Origin of the sequence: Thomasclavelia ramosa DSM 1402 (assembly GCF_014131695.1) — a bacterium.
In the GTDB taxonomy this organism is placed as follows: domain Bacteria; phylum Bacillota_I; class Bacilli_A; order Erysipelotrichales; family Coprobacillaceae; genus Thomasclavelia; species Thomasclavelia ramosa.
Map to the genome: position 1 here is coordinate 730,954 of NZ_CP036346.1, position 24,947 is coordinate 755,900.

The 24,947-nt window shown below is 31.0% G+C and carries 27 protein-coding genes; 19 read left to right on the forward strand and 8 right to left on the reverse strand.

Features of this window, described 5'->3' with window-relative positions; all coding sequences use genetic code 11:
- Positions 1–78 precede the first annotated feature (78 nt).
- From EYR00_RS03535 to EYR00_RS03550, 5 genes are all read left to right on the forward strand, one after another.
- Positions 79–1,503, forward strand: a complete 1,425-nt coding sequence (locus EYR00_RS03535; RefSeq protein WP_003538620.1) for a polysaccharide deacetylase family protein — start codon at positions 79–81, stop codon at positions 1,501–1,503.
- A 161-nt stretch (positions 1,504–1,664) separates the two neighbouring features.
- A complete protein-coding gene (locus EYR00_RS03540) occupies positions 1,665–2,249 on the forward strand; it encodes a PRD domain-containing protein (protein WP_232254038.1) in 585 nt (194 codons plus the stop codon).
- Between the two features lie 14 nt (positions 2,250–2,263).
- On the forward strand, positions 2,264–2,479 hold the full coding sequence (locus EYR00_RS15760) for a PRD domain-containing protein (protein WP_232254037.1): 216 nt from the start codon (positions 2,264–2,266) through the stop codon (positions 2,477–2,479).
- Between the two features lie 91 nt (positions 2,480–2,570).
- On the forward strand, positions 2,571–4,403 hold the full coding sequence (locus EYR00_RS03545; protein ID WP_003538613.1) for a beta-glucoside-specific PTS transporter subunit IIABC: 1,833 nt from the start codon (positions 2,571–2,573) through the stop codon (positions 4,401–4,403).
- Between the two features lie 41 nt (positions 4,404–4,444).
- Positions 4,445–5,887: a glycoside hydrolase family 1 protein gene (locus EYR00_RS03550; RefSeq protein WP_003538611.1), complete on the forward strand. Its 1,443-nt coding sequence runs from the start codon at positions 4,445–4,447 to the stop codon at positions 5,885–5,887.
- Positions 5,888–5,928: 41 nt separating this feature from the next.
- Here EYR00_RS03550 and EYR00_RS03555 read toward each other — a convergent pair whose 3' ends face one another.
- The gene (locus tag EYR00_RS03555; protein ID WP_008792113.1) at positions 5,929–6,732 is read right to left on the reverse strand and encodes a polysaccharide deacetylase family protein; all 804 of its coding nucleotides are present in this window, start codon (positions 6,730–6,732) and stop codon (positions 5,929–5,931) included.
- A gap of 107 nt (positions 6,733–6,839) precedes the next feature.
- Complete coding sequence (locus tag EYR00_RS03560) at positions 6,840–8,027, reverse strand: MFS transporter (protein WP_003538607.1); 1,188 nt, start codon at positions 8,025–8,027, stop codon at positions 6,840–6,842.
- Between the two features lie 147 nt (positions 8,028–8,174).
- Here EYR00_RS03560 and EYR00_RS03565 point away from each other — a divergent pair, with 147 nt between their 5' ends.
- A complete protein-coding gene (locus EYR00_RS03565; protein ID WP_003538605.1) occupies positions 8,175–8,939 on the forward strand; it encodes a ChbG/HpnK family deacetylase in 765 nt (254 codons plus the stop codon).
- Positions 8,940–9,302: 363 nt separating this feature from the next.
- Positions 9,303–10,685 (forward strand): MATE family efflux transporter, encoded by a 1,383-nt coding sequence (locus EYR00_RS03570; RefSeq protein WP_003538604.1) that lies wholly within the window; start codon positions 9,303–9,305, stop codon positions 10,683–10,685.
- A gap of 30 nt (positions 10,686–10,715) precedes the next feature.
- Here the strand turns inward: EYR00_RS03570 and EYR00_RS03575 are convergent, their stop codons facing one another.
- Genes EYR00_RS03575 through EYR00_RS03585 form a run of 3 tightly spaced genes read right to left on the reverse strand, consistent with a single transcriptional unit; the run spans position 10,716 to position 13,809 of the window.
- Entirely contained in the window at positions 10,716–11,240 is a 525-nt protein-coding gene (locus EYR00_RS03575) for a biotin transporter BioY (RefSeq protein ID WP_008792111.1), read from the reverse strand.
- Positions 11,241–11,280: 40 nt separating this feature from the next.
- Positions 11,281–12,558: a patatin-like phospholipase family protein gene (locus EYR00_RS03580; RefSeq protein ID WP_003538600.1), complete on the reverse strand. Its 1,278-nt coding sequence runs from the start codon at positions 12,556–12,558 to the stop codon at positions 11,281–11,283.
- 60 nt (positions 12,559–12,618) lie between these two features.
- On the reverse strand, positions 12,619–13,809 hold the full coding sequence (locus EYR00_RS03585; protein WP_008792110.1) for an aminotransferase-like domain-containing protein: 1,191 nt from the start codon (positions 13,807–13,809) through the stop codon (positions 12,619–12,621).
- A gap of 158 nt (positions 13,810–13,967) precedes the next feature.
- On the opposite strand from EYR00_RS03585, the gene EYR00_RS03590 reads away from it, so the two are divergent.
- The 4 genes from EYR00_RS03590 (at position 13,968) to EYR00_RS03605 (ending at position 16,876) form a co-directional block, all read left to right on the forward strand.
- Positions 13,968–14,342 (forward strand): RidA family protein, encoded by a 375-nt coding sequence (locus tag EYR00_RS03590; protein WP_003538595.1) that lies wholly within the window; start codon positions 13,968–13,970, stop codon positions 14,340–14,342.
- Between the two features lie 143 nt (positions 14,343–14,485).
- Complete coding sequence (locus EYR00_RS03595) at positions 14,486–15,157, forward strand: response regulator transcription factor (protein ID WP_003538593.1); 672 nt, start codon at positions 14,486–14,488, stop codon at positions 15,155–15,157.
- Entirely contained in the window at positions 15,145–16,338 is a 1,194-nt protein-coding gene (locus tag EYR00_RS03600; protein WP_003538591.1) for a HAMP domain-containing sensor histidine kinase, read from the forward strand. Before EYR00_RS03595 ends, EYR00_RS03600 begins: the two co-directional genes overlap by 13 nt.
- 376 nt (positions 16,339–16,714) lie before the next feature.
- Complete coding sequence (locus EYR00_RS03605) at positions 16,715–16,876, forward strand: hypothetical protein (protein ID WP_003538588.1); 162 nt, start codon at positions 16,715–16,717, stop codon at positions 16,874–16,876.
- A 34-nt stretch (positions 16,877–16,910) separates the two neighbouring features.
- Here EYR00_RS03605 and EYR00_RS03610 read toward each other — a convergent pair whose 3' ends face one another.
- Positions 16,911–17,753, reverse strand: coding sequence for an undecaprenyl-diphosphate phosphatase (locus tag EYR00_RS03610; protein WP_003538586.1), 843 nt, complete (start codon positions 17,751–17,753; stop codon positions 16,911–16,913).
- A gap of 97 nt (positions 17,754–17,850) precedes the next feature.
- On the opposite strand from EYR00_RS03610, the gene EYR00_RS03615 reads away from it, so the two are divergent.
- From EYR00_RS03615 to spx, 5 genes are all read left to right on the forward strand, one after another.
- A complete protein-coding gene (locus EYR00_RS03615) occupies positions 17,851–18,429 on the forward strand; it encodes a hypothetical protein (protein ID WP_003538585.1) in 579 nt (192 codons plus the stop codon).
- A gap of 132 nt (positions 18,430–18,561) precedes the next feature.
- Positions 18,562–19,260, forward strand: coding sequence for an ABC transporter ATP-binding protein (locus EYR00_RS03620; RefSeq protein ID WP_003538583.1), 699 nt, complete (start codon positions 18,562–18,564; stop codon positions 19,258–19,260).
- Positions 19,254–19,982: an ABC-2 transporter permease gene (locus EYR00_RS03625; RefSeq protein WP_003538581.1), complete on the forward strand. Its 729-nt coding sequence runs from the start codon at positions 19,254–19,256 to the stop codon at positions 19,980–19,982. The genes EYR00_RS03620 and EYR00_RS03625 overlap by 7 nt, the downstream gene beginning before the upstream one ends.
- Positions 19,983–19,990: 8 nt before the next feature.
- On the forward strand, positions 19,991–20,347 hold the full coding sequence (locus EYR00_RS03630; protein WP_003538578.1) for a GntR family transcriptional regulator: 357 nt from the start codon (positions 19,991–19,993) through the stop codon (positions 20,345–20,347).
- A 100-nt stretch (positions 20,348–20,447) separates the two neighbouring features.
- On the forward strand, positions 20,448–20,894 hold the full coding sequence (gene spx / locus EYR00_RS03635; RefSeq protein WP_003538576.1) for a transcriptional regulator Spx: 447 nt from the start codon (positions 20,448–20,450) through the stop codon (positions 20,892–20,894).
- 49 nt (positions 20,895–20,943) lie between these two features.
- On the opposite strand, the gene EYR00_RS03640 is transcribed toward spx, so the two are convergent.
- On the reverse strand, positions 20,944–21,510 hold the full coding sequence (locus EYR00_RS03640) for a CYTH domain-containing protein (protein WP_009299590.1): 567 nt from the start codon (positions 21,508–21,510) through the stop codon (positions 20,944–20,946).
- Positions 21,511–21,563: 53 nt separating this feature from the next.
- Here EYR00_RS03640 and EYR00_RS03645 point away from each other — a divergent pair, with 53 nt between their 5' ends.
- Positions 21,564–22,346, forward strand: a complete 783-nt coding sequence (locus EYR00_RS03645) for an NAD kinase (protein ID WP_003538573.1) — start codon at positions 21,564–21,566, stop codon at positions 22,344–22,346.
- On the forward strand, positions 22,343–23,179 hold the full coding sequence (locus tag EYR00_RS03650; RefSeq protein WP_003538571.1) for an RluA family pseudouridine synthase: 837 nt from the start codon (positions 22,343–22,345) through the stop codon (positions 23,177–23,179). Before EYR00_RS03645 ends, EYR00_RS03650 begins: the two co-directional genes overlap by 4 nt.
- A gap of 112 nt (positions 23,180–23,291) precedes the next feature.
- Here EYR00_RS03650 and EYR00_RS03655 read toward each other — a convergent pair whose 3' ends face one another.
- A complete protein-coding gene (locus EYR00_RS03655; protein WP_008792105.1) occupies positions 23,292–24,488 on the reverse strand; it encodes an FtsW/RodA/SpoVE family cell cycle protein in 1,197 nt (398 codons plus the stop codon).
- Positions 24,489–24,575: 87 nt separating this feature from the next.
- On the opposite strand from EYR00_RS03655, the gene EYR00_RS03660 reads away from it, so the two are divergent.
- Positions 24,576–24,920, forward strand: a complete 345-nt coding sequence (locus EYR00_RS03660; RefSeq protein WP_008792104.1) for a PTS sugar transporter subunit IIB — start codon at positions 24,576–24,578, stop codon at positions 24,918–24,920.
- Positions 24,921–24,947: the final 27 nt, after the last annotated feature.

Consider the following 24,947-nt stretch of genomic DNA (forward strand, 5'->3'; position numbering starts at 1 on the left):
GTTTTATTGACAAAGATTGTAAAATACTGAGGTTTGACATATACTAAAAGTATATAAATTAGTTAAGGGAAAGATATAATGAAAAAAATTAAAAATTTAACTATAGGAAATAAGATTGTAATTGTATCAGTATTACTAGTCATAATAGTTGGTGGAGTAGCAACATATTTTTTAACCCGCTCACCGATAGTCTTTAAAGCGGATATTATCAAAGTCGAGATTAATGATAGTTATGATGTGATGAAAAATATCGCAAGCGTACGCAATGGAAATATTAAAGATGTAAAGGCTGATATTTCTAAAATAGATTATAATAAGTTGGGAAGATATCCAGTAATCTATATATATAAAGATAAAAAATATGAAGCAACGATCGAGATAGTTGATACTAAAAAACCACAGTTTGATGTTGTTGATCTTGATATTGATTTAGGAATGAAAGTTGATCCTGCAAGTATGGCAACAAATATTAATGATGCAACAAAAACTGAAGTTTCTTTTAAAGAAGATTATGATTTTAGTAAAGAGGGAACTGTTGAAGTAATTATTCAGGTTAAGGATAAAGGAAATAATGTAACTGAAAAGAAGGGAAAAGTCAAGGTTACTAAAGATAGTGAGCCACCCCAAATTACAGGGTTAGAGCCTTTGACGATCGTGATAGGGGCAAAAACAGATTATAATAGTGGTGTCAGCATTAGTGATAACCGTGATCCCGAACCAAAATTAACGGTTGATTCTAGTAATGTGAATATTCAAAAAGAGGGGACTTATACACTTATTTATATAGGGATAGATCGTTCTGGAAACAAAATAGAAAAGCAGCGTGAAATTAAAGTAGTTGAAAAGAAAGCAATTGGAAGCAATAATCAAACAAGTGATAAAATCGTTTATTTAACTTTTGATGATGGTCCATCAGCTAATACCCAAAAGATTTTAGATATTTTAGATGTTTATGGAGCAAAGGCGACATTCTTTGTTACTGGGAATAATAAACCTTATAATCATTTAATTAAAACTGCTCATGATAAAGGACATACAATAGCGTTGCATACATATAGTCATGACTATAAAACTGTTTATGCTTCACCAGAAGCTTATTTTGACGATTTAACAAAAGTCGGTAATATGGTGAAGGATATAATTGGGTTTGTACCCAAATATGTACGCTTTCCTGGAGGTTCTTCAAATACGGTATCACGTAAATATTGTCCAGGTATTATGACTGTATTGTCAAGGGAATTAATCAATCGCGGTTATCAATATTATGATTGGAATGGCGATTCTACAGATGCTTCAGGAAATAATGTAGCAGTCAGCAAGTTAATTGCTAATGCTACTGCAAGTAAAGCTAATAATATTAATATTCTATTTCATGATACAGCTGCCAAATCAACAACTGTTCAGGCTTTACCGGCAATAATTGAAAATTATAAAGCACGTGGTTATCGCTTTGAGGCAATTACAGATAGTTCGTTTGTGCCGCATCAAGGAATTAACAACTAATTTTTGATATATATGATTGGTAATTGACAATTAATTTTGGAAGTGCTATCATAAAATTACAAAGATTGTTACTATTCAATTAGGCTAAACTTTGATGGATATATATTTCTTATATATATTATTTGAGTTTGGCTTTTTCTATGCAAAAAAGGAGGTGTCTTATGATAATTCATAAAATTATTAATAATAATATTGTAAGCTCACTTGACGAAAATCATAATGAAATTATTCTTATGGGAAGAGGTATTGCATATCAAAAATCACGGGGAGAAGTTGTTCTAGATGAAATGATTGAAAAACAATTTTATTTAAAAAATGATAAACAAAACAATCGCTTCCTTGAATTGATTAAGGATATTCCAGTCAATGTTCTTAATGTTACTGATGAAATTATTGATTTTGCACGGAAAGGATTGGATAAAGAGTTAAATGATGGAATATATATAACTCTTACTGATCATATAAACTATGCTATAGAGAGATATTTACAAGGAATTAATGTTCAAAATCCGCTTTTATGGGAGATTAGGCAATTTTATCAAGAGGAATATAAGATCGCAGCAGAAGCTTTGAAAATAATTAACCAAAAATTAATGGTTAATTTATCAGAAGATGAAGTTGGTTTTATTGCTCTACATTTTGTCAATGCTGAACTTAATAGTGAAATGGAAGAAGTAACTCAAATTACCAAAATTATTCAAGAAATACTTAATATTGTGAGATATCATTTGATGAGGATTCTCTAGACTATCATCGTTTTGTGACACATTTAAAGTTTTTTGCAAAGCGGCTGATGTTTGGTGAAAAAGAAGCTAAAAGAGATGATATATTATTTGACATCGTTATTGAAAGATATCCAGAAGCATTTGAATGTGTAAAAAATATAGAAAAACATGTTCAAAAAATTTATAAAAAAGATTTAAGTCAGGCGGAAAAATTGTATTTAACTTTGCATATTGCAAGATTAAAATATTAGGATTGTTATTGCTTTGGCAAGCTAAACCTAGAATAAAAACATGATTGAATACATGTTTTATTCTAGGTTATTTTATTAGGAGGAGAAAAAAATGAAATATGAAAAATTAGCAAGATTTATTATAAAAAATGTTGGTGGCGAAAAAAATATAAATATAGTACAGCATTGTGCTACTAGGTTAAGATTTGAATTAAAAGATGAGGAGAAAGTAAATAAAGTAAACTTAGAAAATAGTTCAGAAATTCTTCAAGTGTTATTTTCGGGTGGACAGTGTCAAGTGGTTATTGGTACCCATGTTGCTGATGTATATAAAGCAATCTTGGCAACAGCTAAAATAAGTACTGTAAAGGAACAGTCAAATAAAAATAAGAAATTATTGGATAAGATATTTGCATTATTTTCAGGCATATTTACACCATTTGTTCCTGTTATGGCAGGAGCAGGTGTATTGAGAGGATTGTTAACCATATTTACTAGTATGGGAATATTAACAACTGAAAGTGGAACATATATGATTTTATATGCTGCCGCAGATGCAATCTTGTATTTTATGCCGTTCTATTTAGCGATTAGTGCATCACGGTACTTTAAAATAGATGAATTTATAGGAGTCACTTTAGCTGGAACAATGTTATATCCAACCTTATTGACAGCTTTTAGTGAAGGTGCAAAGTTATCTTTCTTAGGACTTGATGTGATTTTAATTAAATATGCATCTTCTGTAGTACCGATTATTGTTGCAGTATATGCTGCATCATTATTGGATAGGCTGATTCGTGATAGACTGCCTTCAATAATTAGAAGTTTTGTTACTCCATTGATTGATTTAATTATTATGGCTCCATTATCATTATTAGCAATTGGACCAGTAGTGACATTTTTAACAAATGTTTTTACAGATGGATTATTAGCAGTTTATAGTTTCAATCCAATTATTTTTGGATTTATATTTTGTGCATGTTGGCAGCCATTAGTTATTTTTGGTTTACATCGTGGATTTATTCCTGTCAATTTAAATAATCTTGCAACAACTGGTAGAGATGCATTGTTAGCAATGACGATGCCATCAGCATTTGCACAAACTGGTGCTGCATTAGGGATTGCTTTTAAATCAAAAAATAAAAATTTTAAATCGGTTGCAGCAGCAAATGTAATTCCCTCAGTTTTAGGAATTACAGAACCACTGATTTATGGAACTACTTTGAAGGCTAAAAAAGCTTTTTTCATGGCATGTCTAATGAGTGGTTTCGGGGGTGCAGTTGTTGGTGGGGCTGGATGCTATACGACGGGGTTGCCAGCAGGTGGAATTTTATCATTACCATTGTTTGCTGAACATGGGTTTGTATGGTATATTGCCGGTTTATTAATTTCATTTATTGGAACTTTAGTATTAGTATTATTATTTTGGAAAGATGAATTTGTTGAAAAAAATGATGATGTAATCAAGGAAACTGATCAACTGCTTGAGGTTGATACCGAGATATTAGGTGCTGTAGGGACTGGTAAAGTATTGCCGTTAGAAATAGTAAATGACAGTACTTTTAGTTCGTTAGCATTAGGAAATGGGGTTGCTATTATTCCTGATGAAGGGAAATTATATGCTCCCTGTGATGCTAAGATCGTTGCTGTATTTCCGACTAATCATGCAATTGGGTTAAGGTCAATATTAGGAGCAGAAATATTATTACATGTAGGAATTGATACAGTTAAAATGGAGGGAAAAGGTTTTTATGCTTTTGTAAAAGAAGGTGATATGGTCAAGAAAGGACAATTATTACTAGATTTTAACATTGATGAAATCAACCATGCGGGATATGATCCAACTATTATTGTTATTGTAACAAATACTAATCATTATAATAAAGTCGAGCTGTTAAATATGAATACAGTAGTAAATAATGATGATATTTTGCGATTGGAGTAAGAGATCATAAATCAATAATAGAGAAAGGAAAGGTGTTCGGTATGTGTGAATTAGATAAAGATTTTCTGTGGGGTGGTGCAAGTGCTGCCAATCAAATGGAAGGTGGATATGACCTTGATGGGCGTGGAATGTCAATAGCCGATGTTTTTATGTTTTATGAAAAGAAGGAACGTCATTTAGCTAAAAAGGAATTAACCATTGAAGAAATTAAAAAACTTAAAGAAAATAAAAGTAATAATTTTCCCAAAAGAAGGGGGAATGATTTTTATCATCATTATCAAGAGGATATTGCTTTACTGGCTAAAATGGGAATTAAAGCTTTTAGAATGTCATTTAGCTGGTCGAGAATTTTCCCACGAGGGGACGAGAAAGAACCCAATAAAGCAGGACTGAAATTTTATGACAATATTATTAATGAATTACTTAAATATAAAATTGAACCAATTATAACTTTATCTCACTTTGAAACACCACTAGTTATTGCGACTGAATATGGTGGCTGGTGTAATAAAGAAGTCATTAAATTTTTTCAAACATATTGTTATACAGTTTTTACACATTTTAAAGGACGAATAAAATATTGGATGTCATTTAACGAGATCAATGCGGCATTAGAAATACCATTTAAAGGTTCAGCAGTTCCCTTTAGTCAAGATCAATTATATGAAACACGAGTGCATCAGGGACTGTATAACCAGTTTTTAGCAAGTGCATTAGTAACTAGAGAGCTAAAAAGAATTGATAAAACTGCTAAAATGGGTTGTATGATCGCTTCATTTACAACTTATCCAGCAAGCTGTGATCCGCATGATATTCTTAAAGCAATGAGAGCAAATCAAGAATATTATTTATACGCAGATGTTCAGGCTAATGGGAATTATCCTAACTGGTATTTAAAAAATTTAGAAAAAAGAGATATTCATTTAAATTTCTCAAAAGAAGAATTAGACATAATCAAAAATAATACAGTTGATTACATATCTTTTAGTTATTATTTATCATTAGTAGCATCTCATGACCCTGCTAGAAAAGTAGGGGAAGGTAATTTAAAAGGTGGTGTTGAAAATCCATATTTGGAAAAATCAGATTGGGGTTGGGCTATTGATCCAATTGGTTTAAGAATTACAATGAATGAGATATACTACCGTTATAATTTACCTATTTTGATTAGTGAAAATGGTTTTGGTGCTAATGATATTTTGACTGTAGACAATCAGATTCATGATGAATATCGAATTAAGTATCTTCAAAAACATATTAATGAGTTAAAGAAGGCAATTGAGTTGGATGGAGTCATATGCTTAGGATATTTGAGCTGGTCACCAATTGATATGATAAGTGCAGGTACTTCAGAGATGAATAAGCGATATGGTTACATTTATGTTGACTACGATGATTATGGAAATGGAAGTGGAAAGAGATATTTAAAAGATAGTTTTTATTGGTATCAAAAGGTTATTGCTAGTAATGGAAAAGTCTTATAATAATTATAAAAATGACAAGAACAAACAGTCCTTGTCATTTTTTATTCAACGATCCATTTAAAATAGAACATTGGCATTTTACTAAACATTAGATATCGTGGTAACAAGTACTTATCATCATGATAGGTCATCGTTCTATTTTGGTTATAACCAAAAGCTAATGAAACATTAGCTTTTATCAATGCTTCATTAGCATTGTCACATGTTCGACCATATGGAAAGGCAAAGTATTTACTAGAAACAATATTTTCATTTTGTTTAAAATCATTGATTATTTCTTGTGTGGATAATGTTTCAATTAGTTTGGTATTAGGATATTTAGTGTTATGATGAAGATTATAAGAATGTGAATAGTATTCAACATATTCGTCATTTACTAAATCACTTTTTCTTAAGTATTGATGCTTATAAGGGTTTTGGCTATTTTTTACTGTAGTTTTATAGCCAATAACAAAACAAGTAGCTTTAAAATTATATTTTTCTAAAATAGGTTTAACAACTGTTTTAAAGTTTAATAAGCCATCATCAAAGGTAAGAGCAACACTTTTTTTGGGTAGTGGTGTATGATTTTGATAATAATCGTTGATTTCATCCATTGTTAAGGTATGATAATTATTTTGATTTAAATACTTCATCTGAGCTTCAAATTCACTCAATGACATACAGTATGGATAATTAGCAAAGTATTTTTCTTTATCTTTATCTTCGAGGACACCATGATAACCTAGGATTGGTAAACCATCAATATTTTGATAATGAATGATAACATCTTTTCCAATCCAAAGGGAACCTAAGACTAAGTAGAACGATAATATAAATAAAAACATTTTTGTGATATTCTTCATAAACTTCTCCATGAATATCATTATAATATAAATTATATTATTTAAAAGAAAATATTTTAATTTAATCTAAAAATGGATAGATAGCATATAACTATCTATCCATAAACTTATGCAATATGACCTTTATGTTTATCGATTTCATCAAAACAATGAGAACGAGAAATCATTAAGAAAGCAATGACAAAAGGAATCAAACAAATTCCGAACATTATAAAACTTCCCCAAATTTCATAAACTACTCCAAAAATGTAACCATAAATGGCTTTACCAATTGATAGTGTCGCATTAAGTAATGTAATAGCGGTTCCTAAAACTGCGGGATCAACGGAATTTCGAATATAGGTTAAACTTGCTACAGTTGCGATGGCAACGCCGATGCAATGTACGATGCTTATTGCTAAAAAAGCATATTGATTGGGAATAAAAGCATATACCCCAAAGCGAAGCATCATTGATACACAGGCAATCAAATAGAATTTTTTAAAGCCGGTTTTATTAAGAACTTTGATTGCAATCATCAAGAATGCAACTTCGGGTAAAACTGTTGCAAAAGTCATCCAGCTTATTGCTGAGGCACCACTATTTAAAGTAACAGTTAAGTGATTTCCGCCATATGTCATAGCAGAATCGACAACTGTTGACATTAATAGTTGTAAAAATAGAATAAATAAGAAGTTTTTATTAGTTAGAAGTTCTTTAAAACTCCCTTTTTTTACTTTAACTTCTTCACCATCTTCTTTCTTTCCATCATCTTTAGGAAAGCCGAAGGAAATCGAGAAAGCCAAGATTAATAAAACGGCATATGTTGCAAACATTGCTCCATCAAGACCAAAAAGATCAGCTAAAAATCCTACAGCCATTCCTGCCAGCATATACCCTAATGAGCCCATTCCTCTAATAGAACCATAGTTACCACCAGTTTTATGGCAGTAATTAGTTGCCAGCGTGTCGGCCATCGGCATTGTTCCTAGTCGTGATACTTCAAGTGCGATTGCACAAACTACGATAGCAGGATAAACAGCGGCTTTATAATAGAAGTAAAGTACTACTAGTGCAGCCATAATTGATAACTTTAATAGTGCACTATATTTTCTGGTCTTATCACCAACGACCCCCCAAATAGGAATCACGCATACCCCTAAAACAAGACTGATGGCTGTAATTAAGCCAATTTGTGAACCGCTTAAGCCGGCATTTTTTTCTAAATAAGTATTAATGTAGGGAATAAAAGAGCCAATCGCGCCCAAATAGATTAAATAAAAAGCTTTAAATGATAAACTAAAACGATCTTTCATATAGTGTGTTGTCCTCCCTTAGTTATCTTTTATTATACCGCAAATATAAGCACTATCATAAATGTTTCATGAATATGAAAAAATAAATTGTATAGACTATTTATTTGGTATAGTATAATTATATAAAATATAGAAAAGAGGATAATTATGGTAAAGCAGTTATTGATACGTGGTGATGATTTAGGATATAGCGAAGCAGTGACATTGGGGATGATTTCAGCACATCGAAAGGGATTGGTAAATAGTGTTGCTTTGATGGTTAATATGCCGTATGCAAAAGAAGCAATTAAATTAGCAAAGCAGTGTCCAAATCTGTGTTTAGGATTACATGTTAATGTAACTAATGGATATGCATTAGCACCAAAAGAGATGATTCCTAGTCTAGTTGATGAACACGGGATATTTTTATCGAGTACGATTCGTCGAGCACAAATAAAAAATAATGAACCATTATTTAGTGAGGAAGATGCTTACATCGAAGCTAAGTATCAAATTGAAAAATATATTGAATTAGTTGGCCAATTGCCTGAGTACATTGATTTACACGTTTTAGAAGTAGAACCATTGATTAATGCAGTGGTAAGAATTTATCATGAATATAATGTTCCAGTATGTTATTACGGAATGGACTTGGAGCAGGGGATTATTGATCAGACAATGAAACAATATGATTATTATGAAGAACATGATCATGACTTTGAAAATATGTTCATTGATGGTTATTATCAAATTAAAGAAGGTTTGAATATTTTAGTAACACATCCTGGTTTTATTGATTATGATGTGGCGACTACTTCTTCGATGTTAAAAGAAAGATTATATGATTATTCACTCGTAACAAGTGAAAAGTTAAAACAGTGGCTTCGTGATAATGAAATAGAAGTAATCTCATTTAGAGATGTAAAGAAATAAGAACCATTACCCCATGGTTCTTATTTTTTATCATCTTTTTATTGAAACAAAATTATGAATAAGATTTATAATGTTTAGCAAATTTCATAAATCAATGATTTCTTATAAATTATAAGTATGATTTTTTGTTGATTAAGCCAAAATAGCTTAATTCAACAAGTTATACAAATATTATTATTATCAAAGAGAATATGAATAAAAAAGAAATGATAATTCTGCCAAGTTTTTTAATAATTGAAAAAAATATATATCAATGTGTTGATATATGAATGAGTATTTAAAATGATGTAAATTAGATAATCTTTTAAAGAATTGAATTATCTTTGAAATTTGTTATAATTACTCATTGGATATTTAAAATAGATGAAGGGAGTAATTAAAGTGAAAAAGAAAAAAGAGGCTGATTTAGGTAAAGATAGCTTAGGTCCATTATTATTAAAATTAGCTTTACCCGCTATTTTAGCACAAATAATAAATGTGTTATATAATATGGTTGACCGCATGTATATTGGACATATCCCCAAAGTAGGGCCTAGTGCATTAACGGGGGTTGGAGTAACAATGCCTGTTATTATGGCTATTTCAGCATTTGCCGCTTTAGTTAGTATGGGAGGTGCTCCCCGAGCATCAATCATGTTAGGCCGTGGTGAACACCCAAAAGCTGAAAAGATTCTTGGTAACTGTACTGTGATGTTAGTAATTATGGCAATTATCTTGACAGCTGTTTTTTTAATCTGGGGTGAACCGATTTTAATGGTCTTTGGAGCTAGTGAAGCAACTATTGGTTATGCGCTTGATTATATGAGAATTTATGCCTTAGGTACAATTTTTGTTCAATTGGCTTTGGGGTTAAATGCGTTTATTAATGCTCAAGGGTATGCTAAGATTGGGATGATTACAGTTGCAATTGGAGCTTTATGCAATATTGTGCTTGATCCAATTTTTATTTTTAGTATGTCAATGGGGGTAAAGGGTGCTGCTTTAGCAACTATTATTTCTCAAGCGATATCTTCTATCTTTGTTGTTTATTTTTTAACAAGTAAGCGTAGCGGCTTAAGAATAAAATTAGATAATTTAAAATTAGATTTTCAAGTCATCTTACCATGTTTAGCATTAGGGCTATCACCGTTTATTATGCAGTTTACAGAAAGTGTCATCTCAGTATGTTTTAATACTTCATTATTAAAATATGGTGGAGATATCGCGGTAGGTTCAATGACTATTTTGACTAGCGTGATGCAGTTTTCAATGTTACCGTTACAAGGGCTTACTCAAGGAGCTCAGCCAATTATTAGTTTTAATTATGGTGCTGAAAATATTGATCGAGTAAAGCGCGCTTTTAAACTTTTATTAAAAATCTCATTATCTTATTCAATGCTCTTATGGGCAGTAGCGATGTTTATACCAGATACTTTTATTTATATTTTCACAAGTCATGGAGAACTGGCGACGTATACACGTTGGGCGATTCGTATTTATATGGCCGCTTCAGGAATTTTTGGAATTCAGATTGCTTGTCAACAAACTTTCATTGCTATTGGAAATGCTAAAACATCAGTATTTTTAGCCGTTCTAAGAAAGGTTTTAGTTTTAATACCATTGATTTTTATTTTACCAATGTTTATAGAAAATCAAGCATTTGCAGTATTTTTAGCAGAGCCAATCGCTGATACGATTGCAGTTAGTGTTACAGCCACATTATTTTATCAAACGTATAAACGTTTAGGAAAAGAAACAAAAGCATAAAATGAAAAAAAGATTAGGAAAGCAAATTCCCTAATCTTTTATTATATTCTTAAATTTATTTGTTAAGGCTGCTGCAATAAAGATTTTAAGTACATCACCAGGTAAAAAAGGCAGGACGCAAATAATTAATGAAGCACTAAAACTCATCTTCATTATATACATAAACCATAAAGTTCCAATTAAATAACAAATTATTGTTCCGAGTATTAAAGCGCCAAACTTAAAAATAGTGGTACTTCGATAATGGACAAGGTAACTGATTATTAAAGCTGTAATTGGAAAACTAAATATATAGCCACCAGTTGGTCCTAATATAGTACTTAAACCGGCACTAAAGCCGCTATAGACAGGCAGGCCGATGGCTCCCATTAAAATATATATCAAGGAACTAATGAAAGCTATTTTAGGTTTTAACACCAGACCAATTAAATAAATCCCGAGTGTTTGTAAAGTGATTGGGACTAGACTTGGTAAGGTAAATCGAATTTGTGCCAAGATTGCAGTGATACATGCAAACATTGAACAATATATCATGTTTTTTACTTTGAGATTCAAACTAATTCCTCCTAGGAGGATTCTAGCAAACTTTAGTTAATTATACAAGCGTATATAGTAGTAAAGCGATTAAATATTCTTCTAAAAAAATATTACTAATTAAAGTTGTTTCGATTTCTTCGTTATTATTTAATGAGTGATAAAAAGCACAAATAGCATCTTTACTGCTTAATTTTTTTATTTTGGAGAAGAGTTCTTTAATAGGTATGTCGACAAACCGTTTTTCTAAAATATCATAGCGTTCCTGATATTCTTCTTTAAAAGTGTTAAATATTTCGTGACACACTTCATTTAGATCATAAAGAAGATCACTTTGATAGTGATAATGATCCATAGTGATTTCAACCGCTCGAACAAAGTAATCTTCGGTTGTTAGTTCCTTTAAATAAGTATTATTCTTTAGCAGATCACTCAAGGGAGTTGAACTGCTGGTAATTGTTTTACTAACAACATTTTTATTTATGCTATCTTCATAGTTTAAAATTAAACGATAGAATTTATGGGCTAATTCGTGATTGATTTCAAAATTTTTAAAGTTATAACGATAGCCTTTTAGCTGGTTAAATTTTTTTAAAGTATCGTGATAGCCAAGTTTAATCCGCCAATCAAGAATTTCGCGACCAAAATCAAGAAATCCGCCAAGATCATAGCTAGGACGAATAAATATGATATCAGGACGATCGAGGAAATAATCATGAGTAGCATCTTGATTTAATTCAATTGCAATAATTTTATCAGCACCCATTTTTAACGCTAGCGAAATAGGAAGATTATCATAATAACCACCATCGATATAACCTTGTTTATCAATATGATGCACTGGAAAAGCGGGAAAACATGAAGCTGAAGCAATTGCATATTCAATGGCTGGTACAGGCTTCATTTCTTCTTTAGTTATTTCGATAGGAGTCAATTTAGGATATTTTACAGCTACAACACCATAATCTATTTTATTATTAAAGGCTTTTTCTTCATTATAAAGAGCATGGAGAATGTTTTTTAAAGGAGTGATATCAGCACCTTTTTCATTGATATATGATTTAAAAAAAGGTTTGATTAAATTGGTTTGTGAAAGCATTGAGTCAATTGAAAAATTAAAATTGACAGGATCCTCTAAAACTTCACTAATTGTGATTTCATCCCATAATCGATAAAGAGTGTTATAATCTTCTTGAACGACTAATAGGCCATTGAGAGCTCCAATCGAAGTTCCGGTTACTAGATCAAAATCATAGCCCAATTCTTTTAATGCTTTAATACAGCCGGCTTGATAAGCTCCCTTAGAACCTCCGCCTGCTAAAACTAATCCACGTTTCATTTTTAGTCACCTCATTTCAATTATACGCGCGAACAAATAAAAATCCACCAATCAGTGGATTTATTTACATAATTCATATGTTAGTTTACCTAACTTAGCAATACCTGTTTCTATTTGCTCCATTGTTGCACTAGTAAAAGATAATCTAAAACCATTCATTTTATCACGTCTGTTAACGGCAAAAGTTTCCTCATTTACAATTGCGATATGCATAGTGGTAGCTCTATTCAAAAAAGTCCTAGCATCAGCATATTTTGGAAGTTCAAACCATACGAACATACCACCTTCTGGGGTAGTGAATTTTACATCAGGATGAAAAGTTTTTTTCATCATTTCAACCATAAATGTACTTTTCTTGCCATATACAGATTGTAAATGAGCAAGATGCTTATCCATATCAACTGTTTCTAAAAAGCGTGCAATTACATGTTGTGACCAATTAGTTACGGCTCCAGCACTAGCCCCTTTAAGAATATTAAATTTATCAATAATTTCTTTATTCGCAATTATTGTTCCAAGCCGGATACCCGGAGAAATGATTTTTGATAGGCTTGCACAGTAAACAACGATTCCTTCAGTATCGATTGATTTTAAAGTCGGGATGGTTTTACCTTTAAAACGCAATGTGCCATATGGATTATCTTCAAGAATGATGATATTATACTTTAAACATAAGTCATATATAGCTCTTCTTTTTTCTAGTGAAGTAGTGATACAGGTAGGATTTTGGAAAGTAGGAATAATATATAGTAGTTTGGGGGCAGGAGTGCTTTGCATTGCTTCTTCTAATAATCCTAAATTCATTCCATCACTTTCAACAGGCACACCAAGCAGTTTAGCATCATTGCTAATAAATCCATTCAGCGCTCCGACAAATGTAGGATCTTCGACAATGATACTTTCTCCTGGGTTTAAAAATACTTTGGCAGCCATTTCCAGTCCTTCTCCTGAGCCGGAAGTAACCATTAGATCATCATTTTCTGTAAAAATTTTTTCTTGACGATTAAAGAAAGCTTTTAATGCCTTTTTTAATGGTGGATAAGTGGTACCTCTGGAATATTGCAAGATAGTATAAATATCTTCCTTAAGAACATCTTGTGAAATCTTTTGAATATCATTAGCTGGAAAAGCATCGTTATCAGGAAAGCCCGGTGAGAAGTTGATCATATCGGGTCCCGCTGCTTTTTCTAGTACAGCGCGAATACCACTTGGAGTAATGTTATTAAATCTAGCTGCAAATGTATATTTCATAGTCGTGCTATCCTCCTTTTGTATTGTCAACATTATAGCAAAGAATTGTAATAAGTCAATAATAAATTATCACAGTGATAAAAATAGCAATATTTTAATTAATAAAACTTTAAAAATAGTGATTATTTGTTTATAATGATTTAAGGAGGATATTAAAGATGAAAAATGTAGTAAAAACAGATAAAGCACCTGGAGCTATCGGACCATATAGCCAGGGAATTAATGTTGGTGATATGTATTTCTTTTCAGGACAAATTCCATTAGTACCAGAAACAGGGGAAATGCCTGAAGGAATTGAAGCACAAGCTCATCAATCATTAAAGAATGTTCAAGGATTATTAGAAAGCCAAGGTTTAACATTTGCAAATGTTATTAAAACAACTGTATTTTTAGATAATATGGATGATTTTGTTACTGTAAATGACATTTATGCTCAATATTTTGTTGAACCATTCCCAGCTCGTAGTGCTGTAGAAGTAGCTAAATTACCTAAAGGGGCTTTAATTGAAGTAGAAGTTATTGCAACTAAATAATTATAAAAGAGCTTAAGTTATTGTATTGAACCTTAAAAATCTAACGATTGCAGGTTGATGCATAATACTTAAGTTTTTTTATGAAGTTGACCAAAAATTGACAAACTTAAGTATAATAAAAATAACTATAGGGGGAAAAAACAATGTATAAGATTCTTATGATTGATGATGAAAGAGACATTTTAGAAATGCTGGCATTACAATTTCAATCTGAAGGATATTTAGTTTATTTAGCTAATGATGCTAATGAAGCTTTAAAACAATTATCAGTTTTACCTGACCTTATTTTATTAGATATCAATATGCCGGAGATGAATGGTTTAGAATTATGTACGATGATTCGGGAACATGTGAATTGCCCGATTATATTTTTAACAGCACGAATTTCTAGTCGGGATATGATCAATGGTTTAATGCTGGGAGGCGATGATTATATTACAAAACCATTTTCGATGGATGAACTTTTCGCAAGAGTTCAAGCTCATTTACGTCGTGAAAAACGCAGCTCCCATAAATCACGAGGACATTTTACTAGGGAACTGATTATTGATTATAGTCAAAGAACCGTAATTATTAAAAATAAAAAAATTGATTTTTCTAATAAGGAGTTTGAAATTATTAAATTATTATCTATGAATGCTGGTCAAATATTTGATCGTGAAAAAATTTATGAAGTAGTATGGGGCTTTGAAGCTAATGGTGATAGTGCTGTAATTAAAGAACATATTCGTAAAATCCGAATGAAATTATCCCGGTATAGTGAAAATGAATACTTAGAAACAGTGTGGGGCGTAGGGTATCGATGGAAAAAATAAAACAGCAATTTTATAACATGTCTTTAAAAAAATCATTATTATTAATATTAAGTGTAGCTTTATTTTTAATTATTATTTTGTCTTCTACAACAGTTTTGTTGACTTCATCATTACGACAAATGATTCTTGATAATCGGACTATTCATATTGCAGTAGATACCGCTATTATTAGTGAAAATATTACAGGTACGTATGAAATCTCGCCCTCAAATGATGAGTATCAGTATAGTGAATTGGCTAATCAAGATAAATTTATTTATCTTAGTGCGACAGTAGCGATGATCGCATTACCAACATTATATCTTGTTTTAGGGACAATCTTTATTGTAAAGATATACTATCGTTTAAAACTGGCGTTGCCGATTGAACAATTAAATATAGGAATCGCTAATTTAACCAATAATAATCTTGATTTTCAAATAACTTATAATTCTAATGATGAATTAGGTCGGTTATGTAGTACTTTAGAGGTAATGCGTAATGAACTGATTGAAAATAACCAAAAAGTATGGGAACTTTTAGATCAGCGAAAAGCTTTAACGGCATCAGTATCACATGATTTAAGAACCCCGATTACAGTATTGAAGGGATACCTTGATTATTTATTAAAAAATCTTCCAGAAAAGAGAGTATCTGATGATGTTTTATTAACGACCTTAAAAAGTATGGCTCATTCATCAGCTCGTTTAGAGCGATATGTTGAATGTATTCAAGATATCCAAAAAATAGAAGATATTGAAATTAGTAAGACAATGGTTGTCGGCAAAGATTTTCTAGAAGAAATTAATAATGATTTTATGATTATCGCTAAGAATAATCATAAAGATTTAGTATTAGAAGCAAAAATAGTGTCTAAACAATTATATCTTGATAAACAGATTATTTTTAAAATATTAGAAAATTTGTTAAATAACGCTTTCCGCTTTGCTAATAATGGGGTTAAGTTAACGATTATGGAAACTGTGGGTTATCTTGAATTTGTTATTCAGGATGATGGGCCGGGTTTTAGTAAAAAGGATTTAGAAAATGCAACTACATTATTTTATTCATCACAGACTAATAAAGGAAGTTTTGGAATTGGATTATCGATTAGTAAGATCCTTTGTGAAAAACATGGCGGTATTCTAAAATTATTAAATAACGAAAATGGAGCTTGTGCAATTGTTCAAATTAAAAAGTGAGAGATGGAATTCTTACTTAATAATAGTTTTTAGTAAAAATAACTTTGCCAATTATCTTTATTGGTAATTCTAGGATTTGGTGAGGATCAAAGTATTTATCAATAACCATCGAATTACTTGTGATTAAAGTAAATCAATGGTATTTTTTTATTGTAACTTCATCATCAGCTATTAACTGGTTTTTAGCATGTTGGAAAGAGAATAGTTCAATGTGATGAAAAGGCCGAACGTGTAAAATAATTTTATCTTATGATCCACTAAAAGGATTTAAAGAATTGTTCAGGGCTAAATTGTGGGTCATTATCGAACGAAAAAGCTTGCTCTTGATGCAATAGAAGAGTTGGACTGGAAGATTAGGTAGCTTAGAAGTGAATAAATGATCGAAACTGCTTATTATGCTCAAGATAATTATGCAATTCTCAAGGATATACTTACAGCCTTTGATCTATACAAAAAAATAATCAAAATTGATGGTAAAGAAATGAATATTACAGATATAATTAAAATTAATAGTAAAAAAAACAGTTTTTTGAAATGAACTTTAATGGAGAGACATTTCATTTTAAACTGTTTTACAAAAATAATACGGCTAAAATACCAACTACTAAACAATATAAAGAAAAGACATTTAATTTCTTTTTATCTAGTAATTTAAATAATAAGTGTAGAGCCAAATATGTAACGATTCCACTTATAATAAAAGCAACTAAATAAGGAAGCCATAAAGCACCAAGTGTGCTGGATGTTAAAAAGTCTTTTAGTTTTAAAATAATTGCTCCAAAACTAACAGGCATGAACATAAAAAATGAAAAATCACGAGCTGCCTTTTGTGATAATCCCCCTAACATTCCTCCTGTTAGGGTAGAACCACTACGAGAGATTCCTGGAAGTAATGCAAATAACTGAAAAATCCCCATTCTTAAAGCGTCGAATAAGTTTAATTTTTTTGCTGTCCGTTTTCCTTTGTAGCCAAATTTATGGATTGATAATAAGAAAATCGCTGTAACCAGTAACATGCATCCAACTAATTTAGGGTTAGAAAAAGCTGCTTCAATTTTATCATTAAATAAATATCCTCCAATTGCTGCCGGAATAGTTGCAACAATCAATAAAATACAGTATCTAAAATCACCTTCGTAATAGTTTCTTTTTTTTGGTTTTCGAATATAGCCAAAGAAAGCTGTGAATAATCTAACAATATCGTGGCGATAATAATACATGATCGCGAGTAGTGATCCAGTATTGACGATTACTTCAAAAGTAACATCGTTCATTTGAGGAACCATTAGTCCCATTTTTTCAAAAATACTTTGAAAAATAACTAAATGGCCGCTACTTGATATGGGAATTGGTTCACTAAAACCTTGAATCGCTCCAAGAATACCATAAATGATGATATTTTTAATTAATTCCATGTTTTCACCTCAGGAATCATTATATATTAATTAAAAATAAAAATATACTAAAAACATGATTTTATAAAATAATCATATATTTATATGGGAGGAAGATATGAAAGATATAATTGTAAACTGGGTTAAAGAAGATGAAGAATTATTAGAACCATATGAATGGGATGAAGATGATGATCTAGAAATCATTTCAAGAGTAGATATTTATCATGTTGATGAGAAGACTTTGCATGATTTTATTTATGGCTGTATCAATATTTATGATAGTCAATATTTTAATAACATCTTTATTGTTGGTGATGGGAAATATAGTGTAGTCGTAGAAATAAATAATAATGGTAAATTAGTTTATCGTTCATTAACGATGATGAAACAGCGAACATTAATTAATCATGAATTAAAAAAATTACCGATAGTAAAGATCAATTATCACATGTATGATGAGGGTTTAATCAAAGAATATGGCTTAACACGCAATGAACGAATTAAAAAACAATATGTTGAAAACATGGTTGATCAATTATATGTTGAAGACTATGATAAATTTCTAAATGTTTGTAAACAGTTGGAAATCAATGATGATAAAAGTATTGGTAAATATCTTCATCTAAAGAAAAAATTAGAAAAGGGATATTCTTTTATTCATGAACTTCTTTATAATGAATTTGTGAAAAAATAAATAAAAAGATTTTTCTATGTAAATAACTAGAAAAATCTTTTTATTTTGTTTTGAGTCATAAGAATAATTGTATTGACAATACTATAAATTCGTGTTACTGTATTAGTGTATTAATACAGTAGGAGGAGAGTTATGAGTGAACTATTAAAGATTACTAATGTAACCAAAAAATATCATCATTTTAAGGCTTTAAACAATGTTTCGATGACATTAGAATCTGGTAAAATAATTGGTTTATTAGGTCCTAATGGATCAGGAAAAACAACATTGATTAAAATTATTAATGGGTTATTGAAAGATTATGAAGGTGAAGTATTAGTCGATGGGAAAAATGTAGGAATTGATTCACGAAAAATTATTTCATATTTACCGGATGAGAATTATTTTCAAGATTGGATGTATATTAAAGATGTCTTAAGTATTTTCAGTGATTTATATGAAGATTTTGATAAAGAAAATTGTTTGACTCTGATGAATCGTTTTAAATTAGATAAGGGAATGAAAATTAAAGAGATGTCTAAAGGAATGAAAGAAAAATTCCAACTATCATTGGTGATGTCACGCAAAGCTAAATTATATATTCTTGATGAACCGATAGCTGGTGTTGATCCAGCTGCTCGTGAAGTTATTCTAGATGTTATTTTGAATAATTATGAAGAAGATGCTCTGGTACTTATTTCAACACATTTAATCAGTGATTTGGAAACTATTTTTGATGATGTCGTGTTTTTAAAAGATGGTGAAATCGTTTTGCATCAATCAACAGAAGATTTAAGATTAGAAAGAAAACAGTCAATTGATGAAGCCTTTAGGGAGGTATTTAGATGTTAAAATTATTAAAATATGAGATGATTCAATCGTATCGTCAATACTTTTTAACTTTAGGAATATTTTTGATTTTATGTGTTTTGGCACCGTTGTTGCCAGATTTTATTAGTCAAGTATTGAGTTCATTGATGATTTTTGCAATGTTAGGTATATCAATTGCAGTTTTGGTCAATGTTATTACAAATTTTAATCGTTCAATGTATAAGCGACCTGGTTATTTAACCTTGACGTTGCCTGTAAGTACTGAAAAATTGGTTGGGGCTAAATTTATAGGTAGTTTAATTTGGGTGTTTGTTAGTTCGATTGTTTTATCACTGGGAATATTAATTATTGTATTTTTAATTGGTAATGTTCCTTTGAATACTTTATTTGATTTATTTGGTGAGTTGTTAAAGGCTTTAGGTAATAATTTTGGTTTAGTAGTAATAAATTTAATTGATTCAATTGCGATGGTTAGTTCAATGATATTATCATTTTATGCTATTATTACATTAACAAAGACTAAATATATTCCTAAACACAAAACTGTTATTGGAATTATTGTTTATGTAGCACTTTTAATTTTAGGAAGCAGCTTATTAATGTGGCAGCCAATTGAGAGCTTTGTAATGAGTTTGGATAGTACTGCTTCTGTTTGGTTTAGCATTGTTTTAAATTTAGTATTAGCAACAGCATTTTATTTCTTCACTGTTTATTTAATTGATCATAAAATTGAAGTAGAGTAGGTGGTAGAATGAAAAATGACTTCGATCCTAATTTACCAATTTATATTCAGGTCATGGAAGAAATAAAAAAAGAGATTTTTGCCAGTGAGTATTTACCGGGAAGTAAGCTTGCTTCAGTAAGAGAGCTAGCGTTGGAATATGGAGTTAATCCCAATACAATTCAAAAAGCTTTAAGTGAATTAGAAAGAACGGGAATAATTTATAGCAGGCGAGCTTTAGGACGTTTTGTCAGTGAAGACAGTAATTTGATCAGTGAATTAAAAAAAGATGTTTCACTTGATAAAGTTAAAGTTTTTATTGAAGAAATGAGGAAACTAGGTTTTTCAAAAATAGAGGTAATTAAAATGATCGAGGAACTTGATTAATCCAAGTTCCTCGATTTGCATATTATTTTACTATGATTAACGAAAATGATAGAAAAATAATAAAAATAATGTATAATAGTGAAGTAAGGGAGATGGTATTATGATTCGTATTTACACAGCACCGAGTTGTGCATCATGTCGAAAGGTTAAGTCTTGGCTGAAAGAACATAATATTCCTTATGTGGAAAAAAATATTTTTTCAACCTTGCTTAGAGAAATTGAATTAAAAGAACTATTGGAACGAAGCGAAAATGGAACAGACGATATCATTTCTAAGCGAAGTAAAATCATTAAGGAAAATGATATTGACATTGATAGCATGTCAATTAGTGAGCTGATCAAGTTTATTCAAGAAAATCCATCAGTTTTAAAACGCCCAATTATGATTGATGAGCGAAGATTCCAGGTAGGTTATAATGCAGAGGAAATCCGGGTATTTATTCCTCGTGAGTTACGTAAATTAGCAGAATGTCCAAGTAGTGAAGTTTGTCCACAATTTATTAGTGAACCATGCTCAATTAAAGAGGCTTATTTTAAAGATAGATAGCAGTGTTATGAAACGCTGCTTTTTTAGTTCTAGTAAAAAAGATGATTATTTAATCATCTTTTAAACTATCCATTAAACGTTTTACCTTGCTAGGACAATTACGAGAATACTTTAAATTATATTGACCAATAAAGTCTAAAAATATTTGTTTACCATGATGATAATCAAATACTTCGTATTCTAATTCATAATCAGTAATTCCGTTATAAAGACTTTGATCTAGACAAATCAAGCCATCAGTAGTCTTAATTTCACAACGTGTAGTAGTAAGTACACAGTCTGTTTTAAACATCGTACTATCTAATCCAAGGGGTTTTAGAAGGTCAAAAATTTCATTAGTAACAAAATCGTGAGTAATGATTTTCTCTTTAGTTATTTTGTCAATCTTTAGATTAGTTTCTAAATTTCCATATGATTGTGGTTGCTTTAAGGTTAATTCATAATTCTCTTGTTTTTGACGGATTCGCAGCATATATTTTAATTCAGTTAATTTAGGGTGAATCAAATAGTAATTAGTTTGACTATATTGATGGTCGATGTGGTGATCGTTATAGATTTGCTGGTATATTTCTTTGTCGATCAATACTTTAAATTCTATTTCTAAGTTTTCTTCCATAGTAGCCTCCATTAGTATATACTATAGTATATACGCTAAGGTTGGTGAAAACAATGAAACAATATGCATTAGTAGTAAAACAGGATGAAATGTCTGCTAATATTGCTGAAAAAATTAAGAAAGGGTTAACCGGAATTATGGAATATAATCCCGATGATCCTGATTTGGTTATTAGTGTTGGTGGTGATGGAACAATGCTTTTGTCAGTGCATCAATATATGGAGCAAAAAGTTAGTTTTGTAGGTGTTCATACGGGAACCCTTGGTTTTTTTACAGATTATCAAAAAGATGAAATTACTGAATTGATTGCGGCTATAAAAGCTGATCATTATCAAATGACGCCCCGACATTTATTAGAAGTTGATGTGTATCATAAAGCAGGTAAAGAAACATATTTAGCATTAAATGAGATGCGCATTGATCATGGGTATACAACTCAAGTAATTGATGTCTATATTGATGATGAGCTTTTGGAAGTATTTAGAGGAAATGGTCTTTGTGTTTCTACACCATCAGGATCGACGGCTTATAATAAGTCAATTGGTGGAGCTGTTATTTATCCAGGAAATCCCTTAATGCAACTGACAGAAGTCGCCGCTATACAACATAATGCTTATCGAAGTTTGGGTGCTAGTTTAATTTTAGATGAAAATAAGGTGATTAAGTTAAAAGGACAGCATTTTAATCGAGTTTATTTGGGAATTGATCACTTATCTTATCATCTTGATGATGTTGAAAAAATTGAAATTAGAATTTCTAAGAAAGTAGTAAAGTTCATAGAATATAAGGAAATGTCTTTTATTCAACGAATTAGAAGGGCTTTTATCAGCGAATGAAATTTATTATCGCAATGAAAGAAAGCGGAATGTTGTTAAGAGAATTTCTTAGTCAACAGGAGCTTAGTAAAAAAGCTGTTAAATTAATTAAAATGCATGGGAAGATTCTTGTTAATGGTCAGCGTCAAACGGTACGATATTGTTTGCGGTACGGTGATGTTGTTGAATTATTGTGGCCTGAAGAAGTTAGTACTATGGAACCATATCCGCTAGCTTTAAAAATTTGCTATGAAGATGAAAATTTTTTAGTAATTGATAAGCCGGCAGGATTACCAAGTATTCCTACAAAGCGTTATCCTCGAAATACTTTAGCCAATGCAGTTGTTTATTACTATCAAAGCCAGGGAATAAAGGCAACTGTTCATTTGGTTAATCGATTGGATAAAGATACCCAAGGATTATTGTTGATAGCTAAAAACAGTTATGCTCATTATTTATTGTCTAGAGATATCAAGCAGGTACGCCGTGTCTATCACTGTGTAGTAGAGGGAGTATTGACGGGACAAGGAACGATTACAGCGCCAATTATTAAAGATAAAAAAAGTGTTAAAAGACTGATTCATCCAGCTGGGAAATTTGCTGTAACCCATTATCGGGGACTGGAGGTAAGTGCTAATCAGAGTAAAATAGAGTGTATCTTAGAAACAGGAAGAACTCATCAAATTAGGGTTCACCTATCTAGTATCAATCATCCGTTAGTTGGGGATACACTTTATGATTCGATTTATCAAGAATCTTACTATTTGGATAGTATAGCATTAAGTTTTATTGACCCTTTTACACAACGTCTGATTGAAGTAAAGAAAGATTCAAAACAATTTGAAAAGAATTAAAATGATTCCTCATAAATGGATAGCAAATAGCTGAAATTAAATGAAGGAATCTTTTTTATCGAAATAAAAAGATGATTTATCATTTAATAAATCATCTTATATAATTAATAAGTTAATAGCGCTTTTTTCCTTCGAGGATTCGCGTTTGTCGTTCCATATCTAAGAAAATTCCCATTGCAATCATATATGAAAGAAGTGATGAACCACCGTAGGATAGAAATGGTAAGGTGATTCCAGTAATTGGAAATAGTCCTAAAACCATTCCGATATTCCAAACTTGCTGGAAGATAAGTAGACCAAAGATTCCGGCTGTGAGATATTTATCCCGATTATTTTTAGATTTAAAACCAATTCTAATTAATAAGGCATCAAGTACACAGACAACTGCAATAGTGAAACCGCCACCGACAAATCCAAATCCTAAGGCAATAACAGCGAAAATAAAGTCTGTTTGTGCCTCAGGAAGATTAATGATAGCTGTTCCCATACCATGTCCCCATAGGCCGGCAGTTCCATATGATAACATTGCATTAAACAGTTGGAAACCTTGATCATTATAGGTACCCTCGGGATCGACCCAGCCATAGAAACGATTTAATTTATGGTCTCCTCCCATTAAACTAGCAAAAATATCATGTTGGTATAAGAATAGATAAACTCCAATCCCAAGGATGATTGCAACTACAATCCCCCCTATGATAAACCAGCCGGCTTGAATACCGGACATAAAAATAACGAATACTACTGATGCAAGCATGATCATTGTTACTCCGGCATCATTTTGTAAATAAACGAGGATACAAGGTGGTAAGGAAATAGCTAAGAGCTTACCAATCAATAAACAATCATTATGAATATTATGTACTAAATAGCGATTATTATGTTTATCGACTGTATCTGCCATGACAACCACCATGATGATTTTCATAAACTCTGATGGCTGGAGATCAAATACTTTGAGATTGTACCAGGATGTGGCACCACCCGCCCATTTAGCTAAAGGAACAATATGTATTCCAAATCGCGTAAATGCAAAGTGATCAATAGCAAGACCAACTAGTAAAACCATTAAAATTCCATAAATGATCCACATCGATGAATAGATTCGATCGTTGGAGACTTTATAAACGATAAACATCAAGATAAATGATATTCCATAAAACATTAGCTGTTTAATCCAATAGCCACTTGGATTTCCTTTAGTAATCAAAGGAGTGGCGCTTTTAATTCCCAGACAGCTAATGAAACAAAGCAATAGTAATAGACCGATTAATGGCCAACAGATAACGGATTTTTCTTTTTCTTCCACAAAATCCCTCCTTATAAAAATGATAGTTTTTTCTATCATGGTATAGTATACTATAATTAAATGGTAATTAATAGGGGGTATATTTTAATGAATGAATATTTATTATATGGAATAATCGCACTGATTGTAATCGTAATATTAGCGTTTATTTTCCTAAAAGTAATGAAAAATAAGCAACCAAAGCAAGTATCAGCTGCTGATATTCCAGTTGATGTAAATAGTATTATCGAAGCTGTCGGCGGTAAGACGAATATTAAAGAAACAACAGCTACTTCTTCAAAAGTCACTTTCTTTGTAAATGATGATAGTTTGGTTGATTTAGATAAGTTAAAAGCACTTGGTGCTTCTGGAATCGTTCAAACAAGTAACAAGGTTAGTGCAATTTTAGGAAAGTATTCAAAAGAGATATCTCATATGATTAATGGACAGTAAGCAGATAACAATATCTGCTTATTTCTC

Bases quoted from the DNA above. Each gene is read 5' to 3' on its own strand.
- EYR00_RS03585 (WP_008792110.1), bottom strand. From the start codon at position 13,809: ATGAAATATACATTTGCAGCTAGATTTAATAACATTACTCCAAGTGGT.
- EYR00_RS03660 (WP_008792104.1), top strand. From the start codon at position 24,576: ATGAATGAATATTTATTATATGGAATAATCGCACTGATTGTAATCGTA.
- EYR00_RS03560 (WP_003538607.1), bottom strand. From the start codon at position 8,027: ATGAAAGATCGTTTTAGTTTATCATTTAAAGCTTTTTATTTAATCTAT.
- EYR00_RS03615 (WP_003538585.1), top strand. From the start codon at position 17,851: ATGAAAGATATAATTGTAAACTGGGTTAAAGAAGATGAAGAATTATTA.
- EYR00_RS03625 (WP_003538581.1), top strand. From the start codon at position 19,254: ATGTTAAAATTATTAAAATATGAGATGATTCAATCGTATCGTCAATAC.
- EYR00_RS03595 (WP_003538593.1), top strand. From the start codon at position 14,486: ATGTATAAGATTCTTATGATTGATGATGAAAGAGACATTTTAGAAATG.
- EYR00_RS03550 (WP_003538611.1), top strand. From the start codon at position 4,445: ATGTGTGAATTAGATAAAGATTTTCTGTGGGGTGGTGCAAGTGCTGCC.
- EYR00_RS03605 (WP_003538588.1), top strand. From the start codon at position 16,715: ATGATCGAAACTGCTTATTATGCTCAAGATAATTATGCAATTCTCAAG.
- EYR00_RS03540 (WP_232254038.1), top strand. From the start codon at position 1,665: ATGATAATTCATAAAATTATTAATAATAATATTGTAAGCTCACTTGAC.
- EYR00_RS03640 (WP_009299590.1), bottom strand. From the start codon at position 21,510: ATGGAAGAAAACTTAGAAATAGAATTTAAAGTATTGATCGACAAAGAA.
- EYR00_RS03600 (WP_003538591.1), top strand. From the start codon at position 15,145: ATGGAAAAAATAAAACAGCAATTTTATAACATGTCTTTAAAAAAATCA.
- EYR00_RS03610 (WP_003538586.1), bottom strand. From the start codon at position 17,753: ATGGAATTAATTAAAAATATCATCATTTATGGTATTCTTGGAGCGATT.
- EYR00_RS03570 (WP_003538604.1), top strand. From the start codon at position 9,303: ATGAAGGGAGTAATTAAAGTGAAAAAGAAAAAAGAGGCTGATTTAGGT.
- EYR00_RS03565 (WP_003538605.1), top strand. From the start codon at position 8,175: ATGGTAAAGCAGTTATTGATACGTGGTGATGATTTAGGATATAGCGAA.
- EYR00_RS03535 (WP_003538620.1), top strand. From the start codon at position 79: ATGAAAAAAATTAAAAATTTAACTATAGGAAATAAGATTGTAATTGTA.
- EYR00_RS03630 (WP_003538578.1), top strand. From the start codon at position 19,991: ATGAAAAATGACTTCGATCCTAATTTACCAATTTATATTCAGGTCATG.
- spx (WP_003538576.1), top strand. From the start codon at position 20,448: ATGATTCGTATTTACACAGCACCGAGTTGTGCATCATGTCGAAAGGTT.
- EYR00_RS03555 (WP_008792113.1), bottom strand. From the start codon at position 6,732: ATGAAGAATATCACAAAAATGTTTTTATTTATATTATCGTTCTACTTA.
- EYR00_RS03590 (WP_003538595.1), top strand. From the start codon at position 13,968: ATGAAAAATGTAGTAAAAACAGATAAAGCACCTGGAGCTATCGGACCA.
- EYR00_RS03580 (WP_003538600.1), bottom strand. From the start codon at position 12,558: ATGAAACGTGGATTAGTTTTAGCAGGCGGAGGTTCTAAGGGAGCTTAT.
- EYR00_RS03620 (WP_003538583.1), top strand. From the start codon at position 18,562: ATGAGTGAACTATTAAAGATTACTAATGTAACCAAAAAATATCATCAT.
- EYR00_RS03545 (WP_003538613.1), top strand. From the start codon at position 2,571: ATGAAATATGAAAAATTAGCAAGATTTATTATAAAAAATGTTGGTGGC.
- EYR00_RS03650 (WP_003538571.1), top strand. From the start codon at position 22,343: ATGAAATTTATTATCGCAATGAAAGAAAGCGGAATGTTGTTAAGAGAA.
- EYR00_RS03645 (WP_003538573.1), top strand. From the start codon at position 21,564: ATGAAACAATATGCATTAGTAGTAAAACAGGATGAAATGTCTGCTAAT.